A 17,680-nucleotide genomic window follows, 5' to 3' on the forward strand; every position below is an offset into this window, starting at 1 on the left:
AATTAAGCTATTACATTTTTAAAATTCATAATATCTAAGTACAATTTCTCTAACTCTGATAATGTTATTTCATCAGAAGCTTTAGTACTTTGTAGTGTGCCATTACGCATAATGCCTATGTGAGTAGCAATATCTTTTGCACGAAACAAATCATGAGTAGCCATTAAAATAGCAACTCCTTCAGATTTCATTTTTAATAAAAGATCAGAGAATTCATTACTAGATTTAGGATCTAAACCCGATGTAGGTTCATCTAAAAGTAGAACTTTAGATTCTTTAGCAATAGCTAAAGCAATTCCAACTTTTTGTCGCATTCCTTTAGAAAATGTATTGACATATTTATTATGAGCTTCTTTTTGTAAACCTGCTTCTTCTAAAAATAAACTAAGTTCAGGCTTGTCAATTTTTTTTCCAGAGAGTTTTAAAAAATAATCTAAATTTTCTATAGCAGATAATGAAGCATATAGCATTAGATTTTCTGGAATATAAGTAATGAAATTTTTAGTTTTGATTGGATGTTTAGTAACCTCCAAACCATTAATTTTTGCAATTCCAGATGTAGGATTAATAAAGTTTAATAACATGTTAATTGTTGTAGATTTACCAGCACCGTTGGCACCAAGTAAACATAAGATTTCACCTTCATTAACCTGTAAGTCTAAATTATTTACAGCAATAAAATCACCATATTTTTTTGTCAGCTTGTTTGTTTGTTTGTATCATGTATATGTAAGTTTTAAGTAACTAATTCTATTAATATCTAGTACTACTACAGTAATTAATAAACTCTAAAAAATAGAAATATTAATTATGTAGTAATGTTTTGTTTTTTAGTATCTTATTTTAAGATAAACTACCAGTGTTTAATTCTGTATTTTAATAAAGAACTAATAAATAGGAGGGGGCCTGGAAAAAAGAGAATAGTTTATAAAGTCTTTGAAGTATATAGTAATTTTGAAAAAAACACTATTAAAAATAGGTTTATTTACAGCAGTGAAATTTATAGTGATTGTTTGAAGGCAAATAATAGGAGTTTTATTACCTACTATAACGTATTCACAACTGCTACAATCCTCCACTGTACTATCTTCATGAGTAAGAGCATGTAATCCAACCAGCTTAACACTAATAAAGACTGTTAAGAAAATAAGGGCAATATGTGCTTTAAAGCGTTTCAAGCTATGTGTTATTTTAATGACTAAAATAATAAAATCTTTATATATAAGTATGTATTGCTTAGTTAAAAAAAACAATCTCAAAAACATTAAAAAGAGATATTTAAGAGATAATAATTTATATTATAAGAGAATATGTTAGAGTTTTTTTCTAAAATCAATTTTATGAGATAGTTTTACCATTAAAGTATGGTTGTTTTCAATACGGTTTTCTTTTATAATTATGTATTGATTCATATAGCCTATACTTAATGCCAAAGCACTATTTAAAGGGATATCAAAAGCACCATAAATTCTGTTTTGACTAAGATTTTTATTATTTGCATATCTATCAACATCTAAAAATACTTGATTAGAGAATGACAAGCCTATTATTGTTTTACCCTCTTTAGATCGTATGATTGGTGTTTTTGCACCAAATATTAATCGTAATCTATGTCTTGTTTTGTCTTCCATAATACGCTGTTCTAGTAGCATTCCATAATTGACAGAAACTTTTTTAATTTTATTTTTTATGGTGAAGTACTCATAAATACGATGTTCAGTTCTCTTTGTAGGAACGGGATGTGCTCCATAAGGAAAGAGCACTACCCATTCATATCCAGCACCAAAACTTAGATTTTTTAAGTAGTCATAACTTGTGCCAATCCTTAACTTTGATTGCTGCCAATCCTTAACAAAATTATGTCTACTCCAAGAGTATAACGTTTCAATATTGAACTTTTTAGTTAATTGGTACTTACCAGAATAATACCACCATGAATTAAACTGGTCGACTTTTTGGGCATAACTCTTAAAAATTACAAATAAAAATACTGTAGCTAGTAATTTTTTCATCATTGTCTAGAGTTTTTTACCTATAAAACGAATCACACTTCCTTTACCGTTGTGAGAATTTCCTTCATTCAAAAAGACTTCTTTTTCTTCTAAAAATTGAATTTCAAAACCAGTAAAATCTTGTTGTATTTGTTCTAAAGAAAAAAGCATGTCTACATCTTTTGGACCACCTATTTTAGGATTATTTTTCTGATAATTTAGATGATTTTTACTAAAAGCTTCAAAAATTATATACCCATTAGGTTTAAGAAGTGTAGTCAATTTTTGATGAATACTAGAAATTTTCCAAGCAGAAAAATGTGCGTAAATTAAACCAATAACATCAAAAGACTCTCTTGGAAATTCAAGATCTTGTATATCGCCTACAATATATTTTAGAGGCACACCTGATTCGTTGGCTAATTTTTGAGCCTTATTCTTTCCTTCAATACTTAAATCGGTTGCAGTAACATTCCATCCTAATTTGGAAGCATATACACCATTTCTACCTTCTCCATCAGCAGGCAGTAAAATAGTTCCTATTTTTAATTTTTGAAGTTCTTCTTTAAAAAATAAGTTAGGCTCTTTACCATAAGCAAAATCTAAGTTTTGATACCTTTCATCCCAAAATGCTGTATATTTTATATCGCTTTTTTTCATCATATTTTGATTTAAATTATATGATGTAAAAGTATAGTGAGTTTAAAATTTTATGATAGGATAAATGTAAAGTAGTATTGTACTTATTTTAGTTTTTTTCTATATGCATCAGGAGAATAACCTGTATGTTTTTTAAAAAATCTAATAAAATAAGAAACATCATCATAACCTAAGTGATATGCTATTTGGTTTATTTGATTGGAAGATGCTAAAAGATATCTTTTGGATTCTAATATAATTTGCTCGTTTATAAGTTCTGAAGCTGTTTTACCTAAAGTCTGTTTTGTTATAGTGTTTAATTGATAGTTAGATAGATTTAACATGCTAGCATATTTTGAAACTTGTTTTATACTAGTAATGTTTGTTTCTAATAAATGTAAAAATTTATCAAGAGATTCTTGAATATACAGATCTTTAGTGTTAGGAGTTTTATTGTTGGTATTTCTTAGCCTCAGTAATTCTATAAAAAAAATATGAAGATTAGATTTTATAACTTCTTTATATGCTTCAGTTTTATCCTTGTATTCTGAAAAAATAGATGTCAATAAAAAATTAATTTTTGAAAAAAGGTCTTCCTCTAATTGATAATAATTTGAAGCACTTACTTTTTGTAATAGAGAATTCATTCTTTTATTAAAAGGATAGTAAAAATCAGTATTAAACTGAATCATAAACCCCTCACTATTACTTCTTAGTTCTAATTCGTGCACTTGACCAGGTCGGATTATAAAAATAGTATGATCTGTAACATCATAATTAACAAAATCTATTTCGTGATTTCCAGTGCCTTTTTTCAATACTAAAAAGAAGAAAAAATCATGTCTATGAAGCTCGTGAACCATATCTTTTCCATTAAGAAGTTCCTGAAGATTTTTAATCATAAAATCACCAGATAGGTTAGGTTCTTTTTGAGAAGTTTTTAAATGTCTTACAGGGATGGTTTTCATGAGGTTAGAATCTAACTAATGTAATACAAATTTAAGTAGAAAAAGAGCAAGGAATAATAAGTAATTCTAAAAAATAAAAAAGTCCTATAAATTATATAATTCATAGGACTTTTAAGTCGGGGTGGCAGGATTCGAACCTGCGACCTCCTGCTCCCAAAGCAGGCGCGATGACCGGGCTACGCTACACCCCGAAAAGTGTAAAAATCGTAATGTAGTTTATCTCGAGTAAAACGAGAGGCTACACCCTGTTTTTAATTGGGACTGCAAATGTAGAAAAAAAAAGTGAACTACAAATAAAAAAAAGAAACAATTATTAAATAATTTGACCTTATAAGGTAATAGTTAAAATATATTTAAAAGGATATAACTAGAAATAAAAAAAAATTACATTTGTAACTTCAAAAAATTCAAGATAATGGCAGAAAAAATTAAATGTTTGATTATTGGGTCTGGTCCAGCAGGTTACACAGCAGCAATATATGCAGCAAGGGCAGACATGAAACCAGTTATGTACACAGGAATGCAAATGGGAGGACAGTTAACAACCACTACAGAAGTTGATAATTTTCCAGGTTATCCAAAAGGTACTGATGGTACAGCAATGATGGAAGATTTAAAAAGTCAAGCAGAGCGTTTTGGAACAGATGTACGTTTTGGAATGGTAACTAAAGTAGAGTTTTCTAACGAAGAAGGAGGAATTCATAAAGTAATTGTGGATGAATCAACAGAAATAGAAGCTCAAACTGTTATTATTTCTACAGGAGCTACTGCTAAATATTTAGGTTTAGAAAGTGAGCAACGTTTAATTGGTGGTGGAGTTTCTGCTTGTGCTACTTGTGATGGGTTCTTTTATAAAGGACAAGATGTTGTTGTTGTTGGAGCAGGTGATACCGCAGCAGAAGAAGCAACCTATTTAGCTAACATTTGTAGTAAAGTTACCATGTTAGTTCGTAAAGATTATATGCGTGCTTCAAAGGCAATGCAACACCGCGTAAACAAAACAGAAAATATTACTGTTATGTATAACACTGAAATTGATGAGGTATTAGGTGAGAATGTTGTTGAAGGAGTTCGTGCTGTGAATAATGAAACAGGTGAAAAAACGGAGATTCCAGTAACAGGTGTATTTATTGCAATAGGGCACAAACCAAATACTGAATTGTTTAAAGATGTTTTAGACATGGATGAAACAGGTTATTTAATTACTAAAGGAAAATCTACTAAAACTAATTTACCAGGAGTTTTTGCTGCAGGTGATGTGCAAGACAAAGAATATCGTCAAGCTGTAACAGCCGCAGGTACAGGATGTATGGCGGCTTTAGATGCTGAACGTTACTTGGGAGCATTAGAATAAAACATAAAGTATATAAAATTAAAAAAGGGTACGTATTAGCGTACCCTTTTTATTTTATTTAGAATTTTGTTCGCTTTCACGAATAAGCTGTCGAATCCAATCATTAGGAATCATATCAATAGTAAGGTTTATGCGTTCCTCATCACCATTATTAATAACTTTATGAGGATCGGTAAGTCGCATATACCAGCATTCCCCAGGTTTCATGAGTACGGGAGTGTTATTCAAATAAAAAGTTACATTTTCATTATTTAAGATAGGAATAGTAAGTCGTATTACTGATTTTTCAACCTCCAAACCTAAGGTAGGATCTGTGTGTTCTTTAACTGTTGAGTGTGGAGCCAGTCGAAGTAACCTAACTAAATTAACAGTAGTATTCTCTTTAAAAAAATCGATAACACTAGTTAAATACGGAGACTTTTTTAAGGCATTAGTATCTAGCCAATCTGTCCAAGAACCATCAGCATAATCTTCAGCAGGGGGCGGAAAAGGTAATGAGGTATCCACTAAATGTGCGGGTGACCGTAAAGGAATTACATCATAATATTCAAAATTATCTAGCTGTAAAGCTTTAGCCTCTTCAAGCATTTTAGCGGTATTAAAGTTAAGAGGTAGCTTAATACGATCACTAAAAGCATTACTTGTCCTAGTAGTAACTGTTTCCATAGACCTATGTTTATAAAAGTTTGAGTTAGTATATTGTAAAACTACAAAAAAGTAGAATTTTTTTCCTAAGTGTTACATTTTTATAAAGTTACCTCTTTTATTCTAACCATTTGTAATTTATAAGCAAGTGTCACTTAATTTTTGACTATCAGATTTATAAACAGTTGGTATTGCTTGGTCTGCATTAATTTTAATACAAGTTAAATCAGGATTTCTGTCTACTCTTAAATCTTCAAGTTTCAAATTAGAACTAACATCTAAATTAGTAAGTAAATTACTAGTGATGTACAGATGTTTTAAATTGATAAATGAATGAATATTAATAGCATTTATTTGATTGTCTGAAGCTAAAAATGTTTCTAAAGGGCTAATGTCATCAATACTAATAGAAGTAATTTTATTACTTGTTAATACAACACTTTTTAATTTTGAGGTGTTTTCTGTTTTAAATGAAGTTAGTAAATTGTTAGTTACCGTTAATTCTTCTAAAGAATTATTAGATATATTTAAATGAGTTAATTTATTAAAAGATAAATTTAATATTTTAAGCTTACCAGCTTTTTCCAAGCCTGTAATAGTCGTAAGGTCGTTAGAATGAATATCTGCTAAAAGAAGATTAGGATTATTACTAAGATCAATAGTAGTTAAGTAGTTTGCGTTTAAATATAAGGTATCTAACTTTGTGTTAGAGCTTAGGTTAATAGCTTTAATCTTTTGTCCAGCAGCAGATAAATACGTTAAGTTTGAAAAAGCTTCAATACCAGTTAAGTCACTCGTTTCACCAAAACTACGATCTAAGTTTAAGTTTAAACGAGTAATTTTTTTTGCATCTTCTATTGATATTTTTTGATTAATACTACCGTCACTATCTAACTTTTGTTCTACTAATATTGCCTCAAAATGTTTATCAGGTATGCTAATATAAACATCATTTCCAGTATCAGGAGTCTCATCGTCACTAGAACAAGAGGAAAAAAGGAATAGAGCTAAGACAAGTGTAGTGTAAGCAATTTTATATTTTAAAAATAAAGATTTCATAAGCTGTTTAATTTTTTAAGCGTAGTTTTAATTTATGAGATATTGTTATTATTTTAATTTTTAGGAGCAAAATACAGCGAGTAAGATTTAGGAATAGGAGTTTTTTAAATTAACTTTTCCAATTTTTATTCAAGTTATAAAAATACAAAAAGTGACTCTGATGATTTATCAGAGCCACTGTTATTTTTATGCTAAAAAAATTAAGGATATTAAAGATACCTATCAGTTTCCTCTATTTCAAGATCATTAATACTGGCATATCTTTTTTTCATTTGTCCGTTATTGTCAAACTCCCAGTTTTCATTACCATAAGCTCTATACCATTTGCCTTCTTTGTTCTGATATTCATATTCAAAGCGTACAGCAATTCTATTTTCACTGTGAGCCCAATATTCTTTTTTTAGTTTATAATTAAGCTCATTTTGCCACTTTTTACTCAGGAAGTTAATAATTTCTTCTCTACCATTTACAAAAGTGTCTCTATTTCTCCATTCACTATCTATAGTGTAAGCTAATGCAATTTTTTCAGGATTTTGAGAGTTCCAAGCATCTTCTGCTAGTTGAATTTTTTGTTTAGCTGTTTCAAGAGTAAAAGGAGGGAGTGGATGTTTCTGTTCCATAATAATTATAGTAAGTTTTGTATTATTTTTTTTGATTTATATACTATTTCATTTGATTTGAAGAGTTGACTTTCTATGATAGCACTTTCAAAAAGTAGGTAAATATGGGTAGCTAGTAATTCGTTATCTGTTAACTCCTGAAAAAAATTATTCAATTCTTTTTTATGAGATTGAATCACTATGAGTATAGTTTCTTGCTCTTTTGATATTTCTGATAGAATATTCAAAAAACTACACCCCCTGAAATCCTCTTTTGTATTCATATGAGCTACAAAATCAAAAGAAAGGAGTATTGTGTCTTTTGAATTTTTACTTTTTGAAGTAAACTTAAATAGTTCTTTAAACCAAAATTCGTGTCTATTGTTTAAGAAGTCGACACACAAAGCATCTTTTGATTTAAAGTGCTGATAAAAACTTGCTTTGGCTACTTTAGCTTCTTTAATAACTTGGTTAATACCCGTGCTGTTATAACCTTGTTGATGAAATAAATGGGCTACAGTTTCTAATATACGTTCTCTAGGGCTACTCATACTCTTAATTTTTGTCAAAGTTATATGAATTTTAAAGAACAGACAAGTCTGTTCGGAGTTTTAACATTTTTAATTTAATAAATAAACTAATTCTGTGGAAGTTATTTACACTTCCACATTTTTTATATGCCAAGAGTTAAATCATTTAATGAAGAAGAAGCATTAACCAAAGCAATGTGTTTGTTTTGGAAACGAAGGCTATTCAGCAACTTTTGTTTAAGATTTGGTTTACCATTTAGGAATTAATAGGGCTAGTTTATATGATACTTTTGGAGATAAAAAAGAGCTATCAAACTCTATCAATGTAGCCTTGTCTTTACTTACTTAGTTTTAAAATTCGAAAAGCTCCTTGAATTACTAAAACAAAAACAATGGTTCCAATAATCAAATCAGGTTTGCTCGAACTTAACCAATTTACCAAAAGTCCAGCGATTATAACTCCTAAATTGATAATCACGTCATTCGAGGTAAAAATCATACTCGCTTTCATATGTGCCTCTTCTTTGCTTTTTGACTTTTGCAAAATGTAAAGACAAATTCCGTTTGCGATAAGTGCAAAAATCGAAACGATAATCATTGTCGAAAAATCGGGAAGTTTCTCGTCTCCGAAAAATCTTCTTAAAACTTCCACAAATCCAATAATCGCAAGTGTGATTTGAAAATATCCAGCAAGTTTTGCAATCCGCTTTTTCTTAATCAACGTTCCGCCAACTGCAAACAAGCTAATTCCGTAAACGAAACTGTCGGCAAGCATATCCAGGCTGTCGGCAACAAGTCCCATTGATTTTGAGATTATTCCTGTTGTCATTTCGATAATAAAAAAGACAAAATTTATCGCCAGTACAATCCAAAGTAGCTTTTTTTGGTTGGTGTTTTCTACAAAATCTTTTTCGTTGGTTTCTTCGGTCGAGATTTTCTTTCCGCCTAATTTTAATTCGATAATTGACTTTTCAATTTGGTCGTTATGACCATCGTGAAAAACGGTCAATTTTCGGTTTGGAATGTCAAAATCAAGATTTTTGATTTCTTGAATTCCGTCCAGTTTCATTCGGATTAGATTTTCCTCTGAAGGACAATCCATCTTACTGATTTCAAATATCGTTTTGTTCATTTTAGTCGTCATCTTCGTTTCCAAAAGGTTTGATAATTACTCCAACGCTAAATATAAAACCGTCTGTTGGTGCATATATTTCGGGAAATTCTGGATTGTCGTGTGGTGGCAAAACCAAAGGCGAGAACCTGCTTTGTCTTCTATCGGTAAAGTTTTCAAAATTCACAAAAGTTGTTCCCCATTTAAAATTTCGCATTGCCACAAAACCCATTGTTATGAAGTCGGTTGTTTCTGTTCCATTAGACAAAAATTGCTTTCCTGTGTAAAACGTTTCATAACCGATTCGCCATTTTTCAGATTCGTACATCAAAACACTTCCTGCGTTATGTTTTGCTGTCAAAGGTTTTTGAGGATTGCCAGCTAAATAGTTCAACCTTGTGTCAATGAGTGCATAATTTAGGAACCACCTAAAATCTTTATAGGTAAACTTGATGTTTGTTTCAGCACCTTTGCTCAAAATTTCATCTGTTGCATTCTCAAATTGGAAAAATCCATTATCAGTTGAATTTAACAGTAATGCATCATTAATCGCAGTTACATAAAACAGTTGATTAATAGAAAAACCAACAGTTTCAAATAAACGTGTTTGATAGTTGAAATCAAGATTTACACCATAAGAACGTTCCGCATTTAGTGAAGATTTATCAATACCAAGTACATTTCTAAAATTGATAAATTCCGCCTCTTCTGTAAAAATATCTGGAATTTTGTAACCTAATCCACCACCAATTCTGCTCGAAAATCCACTATCGTTTTTGTATAGCAATGAAACTCTTGGAAGCGGAAAGAATCCAAAATCAGTATTGTAATCTGCTCGTAATCCTGTTTCCAAAATCCAATTATCCGAAATGTCATAAATATTATTTACAAATGCTCCGAATGTTATGTCTGTTTGGTCACGTTGCAAAGTCACATTATTATTTTCATCAAAAGCAGAAGTATAGAGATTTGCACCAAAAATCCAATCTGTTTTATTGGCGGACTTTTGATAGTTTATTTCCGTGAATGTATTGGTTTGTTTACCATCAAAAACAAAATCGGGAATGGTTAGTTTTCTATCAAAGAATGAGATGCTGTTTTTAATATTTAATGAACTAACCGAATCTAATTGAGTTTCGTAAACCGCTTGACTGCTCAACCTTTTTGATAGATTTTCTTCGGTATATTGATGGATGCCATTTGCGCCACTTTCAATTTTTGTGATGTCGCCACCAATTCTGTCGTCATACGTTCCGTTTAAGCTAAACCAAAATGTTGTTTTTTCTGATGGATAATAAAAGAATTTTGGGTTGAAAGAAATAGATGTTGTTTGTGGTAAATTACTAAAGCCATCATCTTCTGGGTCGTAAGCCTTTTGATAATGACCTGAACCGTATAATGAAACTCCAAATTTTTCATTTCGTTTGCTATAAAATACATTAGCTGTACTTCCTAATGCTTGTGTTTGTGTCAACATAATATCCAAAGTTGGCTCTTCGTCAGGTGTTTTTGATACCATATTTATCAAACCTCCAATTGCTCCACCACCATAAAGTGTTGATGAACTTCCTTTAATGATTTCAAATTGTTTTAAGTCCAATGGCGGAATTTGCAGAATACTCAAACCGCTTGAAAATCCGCCATAAAGTGGAAATCCATCTCGTAAAAGTTGTGTGTAACGTCCATCAAGACCTTGAATTCTAATGTTGGTATTCGCACTACTTAAAGAAGTTTGTTGCATCTGTATTCCTGTACTTTCCCGAAGTACCATTGAAATATTGGTTGGGTTCATTACCGCTTTTTCGCCTAATTCTTCCGCTCCAATAAATTCAATTCGAGTTGGAATTTTTCTAACAGTTCGTGTACTTCTTGAAGATTGTATGACAACTTCGTCAAGTTCATTACCTCCAGATTCGAGCTTGAAAGCGAACTCCTTTTTTGTTCCAACATCAATAGTAGTTTCTATGGTTTTGAAGCCTATGTATGAAATTTTTATAATATGGTTTCCATTTGGGATTTCTGTAAATGTGGCAATTCCGTCAAAATCTGTTACTGCTCCTTTTTCTAATTCTTCAAAATAGACCGTAGCACCCAATAATGGTTCGTTGGTTTCTGCATCGCTAACAGAAATGGAAATATCGCTCGTCTGTGCGAAAGATATAATTGATACGAATAGAAATAATGTGTTTAAAAATATGTTTTTCATCTGCTTATTCTGGTTTAAAAGAATAATGCAAATGTATTTAGGATTTACTGCAACTCGATTGCAAAGATTACTTGTTGCAGTTGTCGCACAAGCCTTTTACGACCATATTTGCTTGTTGTAACTTAAAGTTTTCGGGAAGTTGAATTTTTGGAATAGGAACATCAAAAAGGCAGAATGTTTTATCGCAGTTTGTGCAATAAAAATGATAGTGCAAATCCTTTGGGTCGCAGTTACAGCCTTTGGCACAAACCGCATATTTGGTCATTCCAGAACCATCTTCAATGCTGTGGATGACTTTGTTTTCCTCAAATGTTTTGAGTGTTCTGAAAATCGAACTTCTGTCCATGTATGCCAATGCGTTTTCAATATCTTTTAAAGATTGGGCTTTTTCTTGGCTCAAAAGATGACGTAAAACCACAGTTCTGACTGCGGTGTTTTTCACTTTTTTTATTTTTAGGATTTCTTCTTCGGTTTGCATTTTCCTAATGTATCATTTTTTTCGAGCGTTGGCGAAAAACAGCTCTTTTATTTTTTTCAGCGGTGGCTTTTTGCGGTTGGAAAAAAATAAATGTGCTGTTTGTGCGGTTGGCTTTTTTAGTTCAAATGTTCAATTTTAGCACGGTTTTTTGCATTATGCACAACTAGTTTATATACGTAATAAAATTACTTATATATTCCTTTTACGGTAAGATATGCGGAACTTTTAGCAATTTTATTAACACTTTCAAATATAAAGAAATAAGATAAAAAAGTGCAACTTTTTTATCGGGACTACAAACGAAGCCTAATCGGTTGTCTTCCTTCTTCAGTAATAGGAGCAACTTTAAACAAGTTGACACACTTTATTGAATACTCCCCGTTAATCGGGCGCTAATATCACGGCATGCTCCGAAGACACCACGGCATGGGTCGCTGATATCACGGCGTGCTCCGCAGACACCGCGGCATGGGTCGCTAATATCACGGCATGCTCCGAAGATACCACGGCACGGGTCGCTGATATCACGGCGTGCTCCGTTGACACCGCGGCATGGGTCGCTGATATCACGGCGTGCTCCGCAGACACCACGGCACGGGTCGCTGATATCACGGCATGCTCCGAAGACACTACGGCATGGGTCGCTAATATCACGGCGTACTCCGTTGACACCACGGCACGGGTCGCTAATATCACGGCATGCTCCGCAGACACCGCGGCACGGGTCGCTGATATTACGGCGTGCTCCGCAGACACCGCGGCATGGGTCGCTAATATCACGGCATGCTCTCTGCTTTTACATCAGTACAGATTCAACCCAACATTCACTGTATACTTATTAGCGGACGTTGCCTTTGGCAGTAAAAAATAAACCTCATACCAACAAACCAAAAAAAGGCTGTATAGTATGAGGTTTCCCCTAAGTTATTAATTCGTTTAAAGTAACAACTATCGTGAATTATTTTTCAGTAGTTACTTTTTTAAAGCGCATCATGGTTACATCGTCCATTAATAAGTTTAGTTTTCCTTCTAAGTCAAAACTATACTTGTTTACTTTTTTAATGGTTTTTAAAAACTCTTGTTCTCCTTGTCCGCAGTACATCATAGTTGTTGGTCCTGGTTCTCCAAAAGAAATCGCATTTTCTTCTCCTAACGTAAATTCAGCAGCATAACCGTTACAACCATTATTTCCTGTAGCTTTCTTTGTTTCTTTATCAAACGTAAGTTGTGGCTTTTTATCAGGAAACAATCCTTCAAAAGCAATTCTAGGTCCAGAGATGTATTCTAGTTCCCAAGCGGTTCCGTATAATTGTTCAGCAGTATCTTTTTTAGCACAAGACACTGTAATTAATAGAATTACTGCGAATACAAATGATAGTTTTTTCATAATATGTAAGTTTAGTTATTAGTATTAAATTCAGTTGAGTTTTTTACTACAAATTTTCTTGATGCTTCACCATCTACCAATTTGTATGTAATTTGTCTGGTACCTCCTGTTGGGTTAGCATTAGAATCTTCTTCTTTATAAATAGGAAAACGTTGCGCTAAGGTTGTTTCAATAATGGTAAATTCATCGTGCCCCATATATCCCTTACTTAATTCTTTATTATCGGTAATAGGAGGGAAGTATATTTGACTCATCGATTTTTTATTGTTTACTGAAAATCCTATTACATTTCCGTAGCTTCCACTTCCGTCAGATTTTGTATAGATTAATATTTCTGGAGAACCATCAGAGTTTAAATCTTCAATTTCAGCATCAACAACACTACCATCAATTGTTTGAGTAACGGCAGAATTGTCAATTTCTAATCCGTAAGGAGTAACTGTTAATTCAGTTTCCATTCCATTTTTTTGAGTAGCAATGCTAAAACTAATTCCTTGTAAGGTTACATTTTTTCTAAAAATGGTTTTGTCTATCTGTGTTTGGTCAAGGTTTCCTTCAATTTTATGATAAGAACCTGCAAGACTTCCTCCACCTGAACAGTAAAAGTTTAATAAACCGTTATCTTCTTTGTTTGCCGTTGCAATAGAAATTTGTTTGTTTTTAAAAGAAAATACTACAGTCTTACCATTTATGTCAGTTGTATACGTGCTGTCATTTGCTTTTTTAGCAAGAGCGTCAAAAGTACAAGTAGGTTTTTTCTTGTCAGCACGTGAGCGAACAGCAATTTTTATATTGTCATTTGCGGCAGGTTTTACAGCAACTGAAACCCAATCGTACCCTTCGTTTCTTTTTTCATATTCTGAAGAAACGTAGTTTCCTGTAACATCAGTAATTGTAGCTACAGTTTCTTGTTTTGTGGTTTCTTGTGTATCTGTTTTTTTTGCTTCGTTTTTACAGCTAACGATGGCTAAAAATGCTATTACTAGTAGTGCTGAATTGGTAAGTTTTATCATGCTATTTTATGTTTTTTGCTTCTAAATAACAATAAATATACCATTAAAGATATGAAAAAACGTTTTAAGAAAACCTTAAGATTCTTGTTTTTTAGTAGGTTGATATTGTAGCGTATAGGTTTAATAACGTTTTTTGAGGGCATAAAAAAAGACCGCCAAAACCTAATTTGACGATCTTTTAAACAAACAACTAAATTCTAAAACCTATAAAAGTTGAAGAAAGTTTTAAAAAACTACCTATGCTTGTTAGCAACATTAGGTAGTTTTAATATGTTTAGAAGCAGTATTTATTTTCTGCTTTTAATTTTTCTGCGATTGTATTACGTAATTCAACTACGTTAGGGTAGTTTGCATACTTTGTAAAACGCTTAAGTCCCATTAACATCATACGTTGCTCATCACCTTCAGCGAAAGAAATAATTCCTTCTCTTGCACTTTTGGTAATAATTTCAACAGCATTGTGTAAGTATAACTTAGCCATTGCAATCTGTTCTTTTTGAGCCTCTTCACCAAAACGCTTCGCGTTCTTTTCTGTTCTTAAAATTCCAGATTCTGCCATATATATTTCAATTAAAATATTTGAAGCAGCAGTTAATAACTGTTGGTGTTGCTCTAACTCTGGTCCAAATTTTTGTAACGCAGCTCCTGCAACCATTAAGAATACTTTCTTAAGTTTAGCAAGAATTTCTTTTTCTTCTGAGAATAATTCAGAATAATCTGGAGTATCGAAAGAAGGAATTCCCATTAATTCGTTTTGAACTGCCATTGCAGGATTTAATAAATCTACATGACCTTTCATTGCTTTTTTAACTAACATTCCTACCGATAATAAACGGTTAATTTCGTTAGTTCCTTCGTAGATACGTGCAATACGAGCATCTCTCCAAGCAGACTCCATTGGAGTTTCTTCAGAGAATCCCATACCTCCAAAAATTTGGATTCCTTCATCAGCACAATTTTGTACGTCTTCTGAAACTGCTACTTTTAAGATAGAACATTCAATAGCGTATTCTTCAACACCTTTTAATTCTGCTTCTTGATGCGTGTTTCCTTCAGATTCACGAATAGCGATTCTGTCTTCAATATTTTTAGCTGCTCTATATGATGCAGACTCACCAACATAAGCGTTAGTAGCCATTTCAGCTAATTTCATTTTAATAGCTCCAAACTCAGTAATAGGAGTTTTAAATTGCTTACGCTCGTTTGCATAGTTTACAGCATGAGTTACAATTCTTCTTTGAGAATCTAAACAAGCAGCAGCTAACTTAATACGACCAACGTTTAAGGCGTTCATTGCGATTTTGAATCCACCACCACGAACAGATAACATGTTTTCAACAGGAACTAAGGTATCGTTGAAAAATACCTGACGAGTTGAAGAGGCACGAATACCTAATTTGTGTTCTTCTTCTCCTAAAGTTACTCCGTTAGGATTGTTTTTATCATATTCTAAGATAAAACCAGTAATGTTTTTATCGTCTTCGATACGAGCAAAAACGATGAAGATTTCAGCAAAACCTGCATTCGAAATCCACATTTTTTGTCCGTTAATTTTGTAGTGCTTTCCGTCTTCAGTTAACTCAGCAGTAGTTTTTCCTGAGTTCGCATCCGATCCAGCTCCTGGTTCTGTTAAACAGTAAGCTCCAAAACGCTCTCCCATTGCTAATGCAGGAACATATTTTTGCTTTTGCTCTTCTGTACCGTATAACGTAATTGGCATCGTACCAATACCTGTATGTGCACCAAAAGCTGTACTAAAAGATCCTGTTCCACTTGAAATGTAATCACATGTTAACATTGTAGAAACGAATCCCATTCCTAATCCGCCATAAGCTTCAGGAACAGCCACACCTAAGAATCCTAATTCACCAGCTTTACGCATAGTTTCTTCGGTAAGTGCATAATCTTTCTTTTCGAAACGTTCTTTATGAGGAATGATTTCACGGTCGTTAAACTCTTTAACCGCATCACGCATCATTGTTTGCTCTTCTGAAAAATCTTCAGGAGTAAATATATCTTCACATTTTGTTTCTTTTACTAGGAACTGCCCTCCGCGTAAAAGATCTTTTGTTAATTCTGACATAGTATATTAGATTTTAAGATTCAAGAGCCAAGAGTCAAGACTTATTCAGACCAGATTGGAAACTTGAAATCATTTTTTGTATTGACTTAATTTTTTGTTCTAATTCTTTAAACTTTTCTTCAGATAGGTAGCTTTCATTAAAAGCAATAATTAATTGTGTTTCCCATTCAAATGAAGAACCTAAGCTATCTTCTAAATATTTATTAAAATGTTTGTTAGTGCTTTTACTTGAACCCTCAGCTATGTTAGAAGGAATAGAAACAGCACATCTATTCATCTGAGAAACCAAGCCAAACTTTTCAAAGTTTGGAAAGGTTCTAGTTAATTTATAAGAATCAGAAACTAAATTCATGCTTTCAGTCCAAATTTTTAATTTTTTGAAATTGTGCATCGTCTTGTTTCTTGATTCTAATAGTCTTGTTTCTTAATTTAGGAATTCAAAAATACCAGCAGCACCTTGACCAGTACCTACACACATGGTTACCATTCCGTATTTGTTATTCATGTTACGCTTACGCATTTCATCAAATAACTGAACAGATAGTTTACCACCAGTACATCCTAATGGGTGACCTAAAGCAATTGCCCCACCATTTACGTTAACGATATCCGGATTTAATCCTAATTCGCGAATAACAGCTAACGATTGTGAAGCAAACGCTTCGTTTAGCTCAATTAATTCAATATCACTTTGTTGTAAACCTGCTTGTTTTAATGCTTTTGGAATAGCTGCTACAGGACCAATTCCCATAATACGAGGTGGTACTCCTGCTGCTGCATAACTTACTAAACGAGCTTCTGGTTGAATACCTAACTCTTTTACCATATCTTCACTCATTACCATAACAAAGGCAGCTCCATCACTTGTTTGTGATGAGTTACCAGCGGTAACAGAACCGTTAGCAGCAAATACTGGACGTAATTTTGCTAAGGCTTCTACGCTGGTTCCACGACGTGGACCTTCGTCTTTAGTAACTGTGTAATTTCTTGTAGCGCGTTTTCCGTTTCCATCAATGTAAGTTTCTTCTACATCAATTGGAGCTATTTGATCTTGGAAACGATCACTATCTAATGCTTTTAAAGCTTTCATGTGCGATTCGTATGCAAATTGATCTTGATCTGCACGAGATACATTGTATTGTTGAGCTACTGCTTCTGCAGTATTACCCATTCCCCAATAGTAATCTTCGTGACCTGCATTTACGATATCGTAGTTTAATTCTGGTTTAAAACCTGTCATTGGTACAGAACTCATGCTTTCTGCTCCACCAGCAATAATACATTCTGCCATTCCAGATTGAATTTTTGCTACTGCCATACCAATAGTTTCTAATCCTGATGAGCAGAAACGGTTTACGGTAACTCCAGGAACATCTACAGAATCTAATCCGATTAACGAAATAATTCTTGCCATGTTTAATCCTTGAGAACCTTCTGGCATTGCGTTACCAACAATAACATCGTCGATACGCTTTACGTCGAATTCTGGCAACTTTGTCATCATATACTTGATGGTTTCAGCAGCTAATTCGTCAGCTCTTTTAAATCTGAACACACCTTTTTTAGATTTCCCTACGGCGGTTCTATATCCTTTTACTATATATGCTGTTTTCATAT

The 17,680-nt window shown here is 32.7% G+C and carries 18 protein-coding genes and 1 tRNA gene; 1 reads left to right on the forward strand and 18 read right to left on the reverse strand.

Annotated features, from left to right (window positions below; translation table 11 throughout):
- Positions 1–2: 2 nt before the first annotated feature.
- The 5 genes from ACXIHB_RS13830 to ACXIHB_RS13850 form a co-directional block, all read right to left on the reverse strand.
- Complete coding sequence (locus ACXIHB_RS13830) at positions 3–701, reverse strand: ABC transporter ATP-binding protein (RefSeq protein WP_462099345.1); 699 nt, start codon at positions 699–701, stop codon at positions 3–5.
- Positions 702–1,313: 612 nt separating this feature from the next.
- Positions 1,314–2,015, reverse strand: a complete 702-nt coding sequence (locus ACXIHB_RS13835; RefSeq protein ID WP_462098483.1) for a DUF2490 domain-containing protein — start codon at positions 2,013–2,015, stop codon at positions 1,314–1,316.
- Between the two features lie 3 nt (positions 2,016–2,018).
- Complete coding sequence (locus ACXIHB_RS13840; RefSeq protein ID WP_462098484.1) at positions 2,019–2,654, reverse strand: class I SAM-dependent methyltransferase; 636 nt, start codon at positions 2,652–2,654, stop codon at positions 2,019–2,021.
- Positions 2,655–2,734: 80 nt separating this feature from the next.
- Positions 2,735–3,598, reverse strand: coding sequence for an AraC family transcriptional regulator (locus ACXIHB_RS13845; protein WP_047790173.1), 864 nt, complete (start codon positions 3,596–3,598; stop codon positions 2,735–2,737).
- 116 nt (positions 3,599–3,714) lie between these two features.
- Positions 3,715–3,789, reverse strand: a tRNA-Pro gene (locus tag ACXIHB_RS13850).
- 224 nt (positions 3,790–4,013) lie between these two features.
- Here ACXIHB_RS13850 and trxB point away from each other — a divergent pair.
- The gene (trxB, locus tag ACXIHB_RS13855) at positions 4,014–4,952 is read left to right on the forward strand and encodes a thioredoxin-disulfide reductase (RefSeq protein ID WP_047790172.1); all 939 of its coding nucleotides are present in this window, start codon (positions 4,014–4,016) and stop codon (positions 4,950–4,952) included.
- Between the two features lie 54 nt (positions 4,953–5,006).
- Here the strand turns inward: trxB and ACXIHB_RS13860 are convergent, their stop codons facing one another.
- The 13 genes from ACXIHB_RS13860 to ACXIHB_RS13920 form a co-directional block, all read right to left on the reverse strand.
- Positions 5,007–5,618, reverse strand: coding sequence for an aspartyl/asparaginyl beta-hydroxylase domain-containing protein (locus ACXIHB_RS13860; RefSeq protein WP_349265098.1), 612 nt, complete (start codon positions 5,616–5,618; stop codon positions 5,007–5,009).
- Between the two features lie 117 nt (positions 5,619–5,735).
- Entirely contained in the window at positions 5,736–6,656 is a 921-nt protein-coding gene (locus tag ACXIHB_RS13865) for a leucine-rich repeat domain-containing protein (RefSeq protein WP_462098485.1), read from the reverse strand.
- Positions 6,657–6,865: 209 nt separating this feature from the next.
- Positions 6,866–7,276: a nuclear transport factor 2 family protein gene (locus ACXIHB_RS13870; protein WP_047790170.1), complete on the reverse strand. Its 411-nt coding sequence runs from the start codon at positions 7,274–7,276 to the stop codon at positions 6,866–6,868.
- A gap of 5 nt (positions 7,277–7,281) precedes the next feature.
- A complete protein-coding gene (locus ACXIHB_RS13875; RefSeq protein ID WP_047790169.1) occupies positions 7,282–7,806 on the reverse strand; it encodes a TetR/AcrR family transcriptional regulator in 525 nt (174 codons plus the stop codon).
- A gap of 316 nt (positions 7,807–8,122) precedes the next feature.
- Positions 8,123–8,917: a cation transporter gene (locus ACXIHB_RS13880; RefSeq protein WP_253057082.1), complete on the reverse strand. Its 795-nt coding sequence runs from the start codon at positions 8,915–8,917 to the stop codon at positions 8,123–8,125.
- A gap of 1 nt (position 8,918) precedes the next feature.
- On the reverse strand, positions 8,919–11,102 hold the full coding sequence (locus ACXIHB_RS13885; protein WP_173359715.1) for a TonB-dependent receptor: 2,184 nt from the start codon (positions 11,100–11,102) through the stop codon (positions 8,919–8,921).
- 67 nt (positions 11,103–11,169) lie between these two features.
- Positions 11,170–11,580, reverse strand: coding sequence for a Fur family transcriptional regulator (locus tag ACXIHB_RS13890; RefSeq protein ID WP_073184592.1), 411 nt, complete (start codon positions 11,578–11,580; stop codon positions 11,170–11,172).
- 381 nt (positions 11,581–11,961) lie between these two features.
- On the reverse strand, positions 11,962–12,360 hold the full coding sequence (locus tag ACXIHB_RS13895) for a hypothetical protein (RefSeq protein ID WP_462098486.1): 399 nt from the start codon (positions 12,358–12,360) through the stop codon (positions 11,962–11,964).
- 178 nt (positions 12,361–12,538) lie between these two features.
- Positions 12,539–12,967, reverse strand: a complete 429-nt coding sequence (locus ACXIHB_RS13900; protein ID WP_253057081.1) for an META domain-containing protein — start codon at positions 12,965–12,967, stop codon at positions 12,539–12,541.
- 11 nt (positions 12,968–12,978) lie between these two features.
- Positions 12,979–13,980, reverse strand: a complete 1,002-nt coding sequence (locus ACXIHB_RS13905) for a PliI family lysozyme inhibitor of I-type lysozyme (protein ID WP_253057080.1) — start codon at positions 13,978–13,980, stop codon at positions 12,979–12,981.
- 274 nt (positions 13,981–14,254) lie between these two features.
- A complete protein-coding gene (locus ACXIHB_RS13910; RefSeq protein ID WP_462098487.1) occupies positions 14,255–16,063 on the reverse strand; it encodes an acyl-CoA dehydrogenase family protein in 1,809 nt (602 codons plus the stop codon).
- A gap of 34 nt (positions 16,064–16,097) precedes the next feature.
- Entirely contained in the window at positions 16,098–16,454 is a 357-nt protein-coding gene (locus tag ACXIHB_RS13915; RefSeq protein ID WP_167714205.1) for a four helix bundle protein, read from the reverse strand.
- Positions 16,455–16,487: 33 nt separating this feature from the next.
- Positions 16,488–17,678, reverse strand: a complete 1,191-nt coding sequence (locus ACXIHB_RS13920) for an acetyl-CoA C-acyltransferase (RefSeq protein WP_125344664.1) — start codon at positions 17,676–17,678, stop codon at positions 16,488–16,490.
- Positions 17,679–17,680 lie beyond the last annotated feature (2 nt).

Source organism: Tenacibaculum sp. IMCC1 (genome assembly GCF_054906355.1).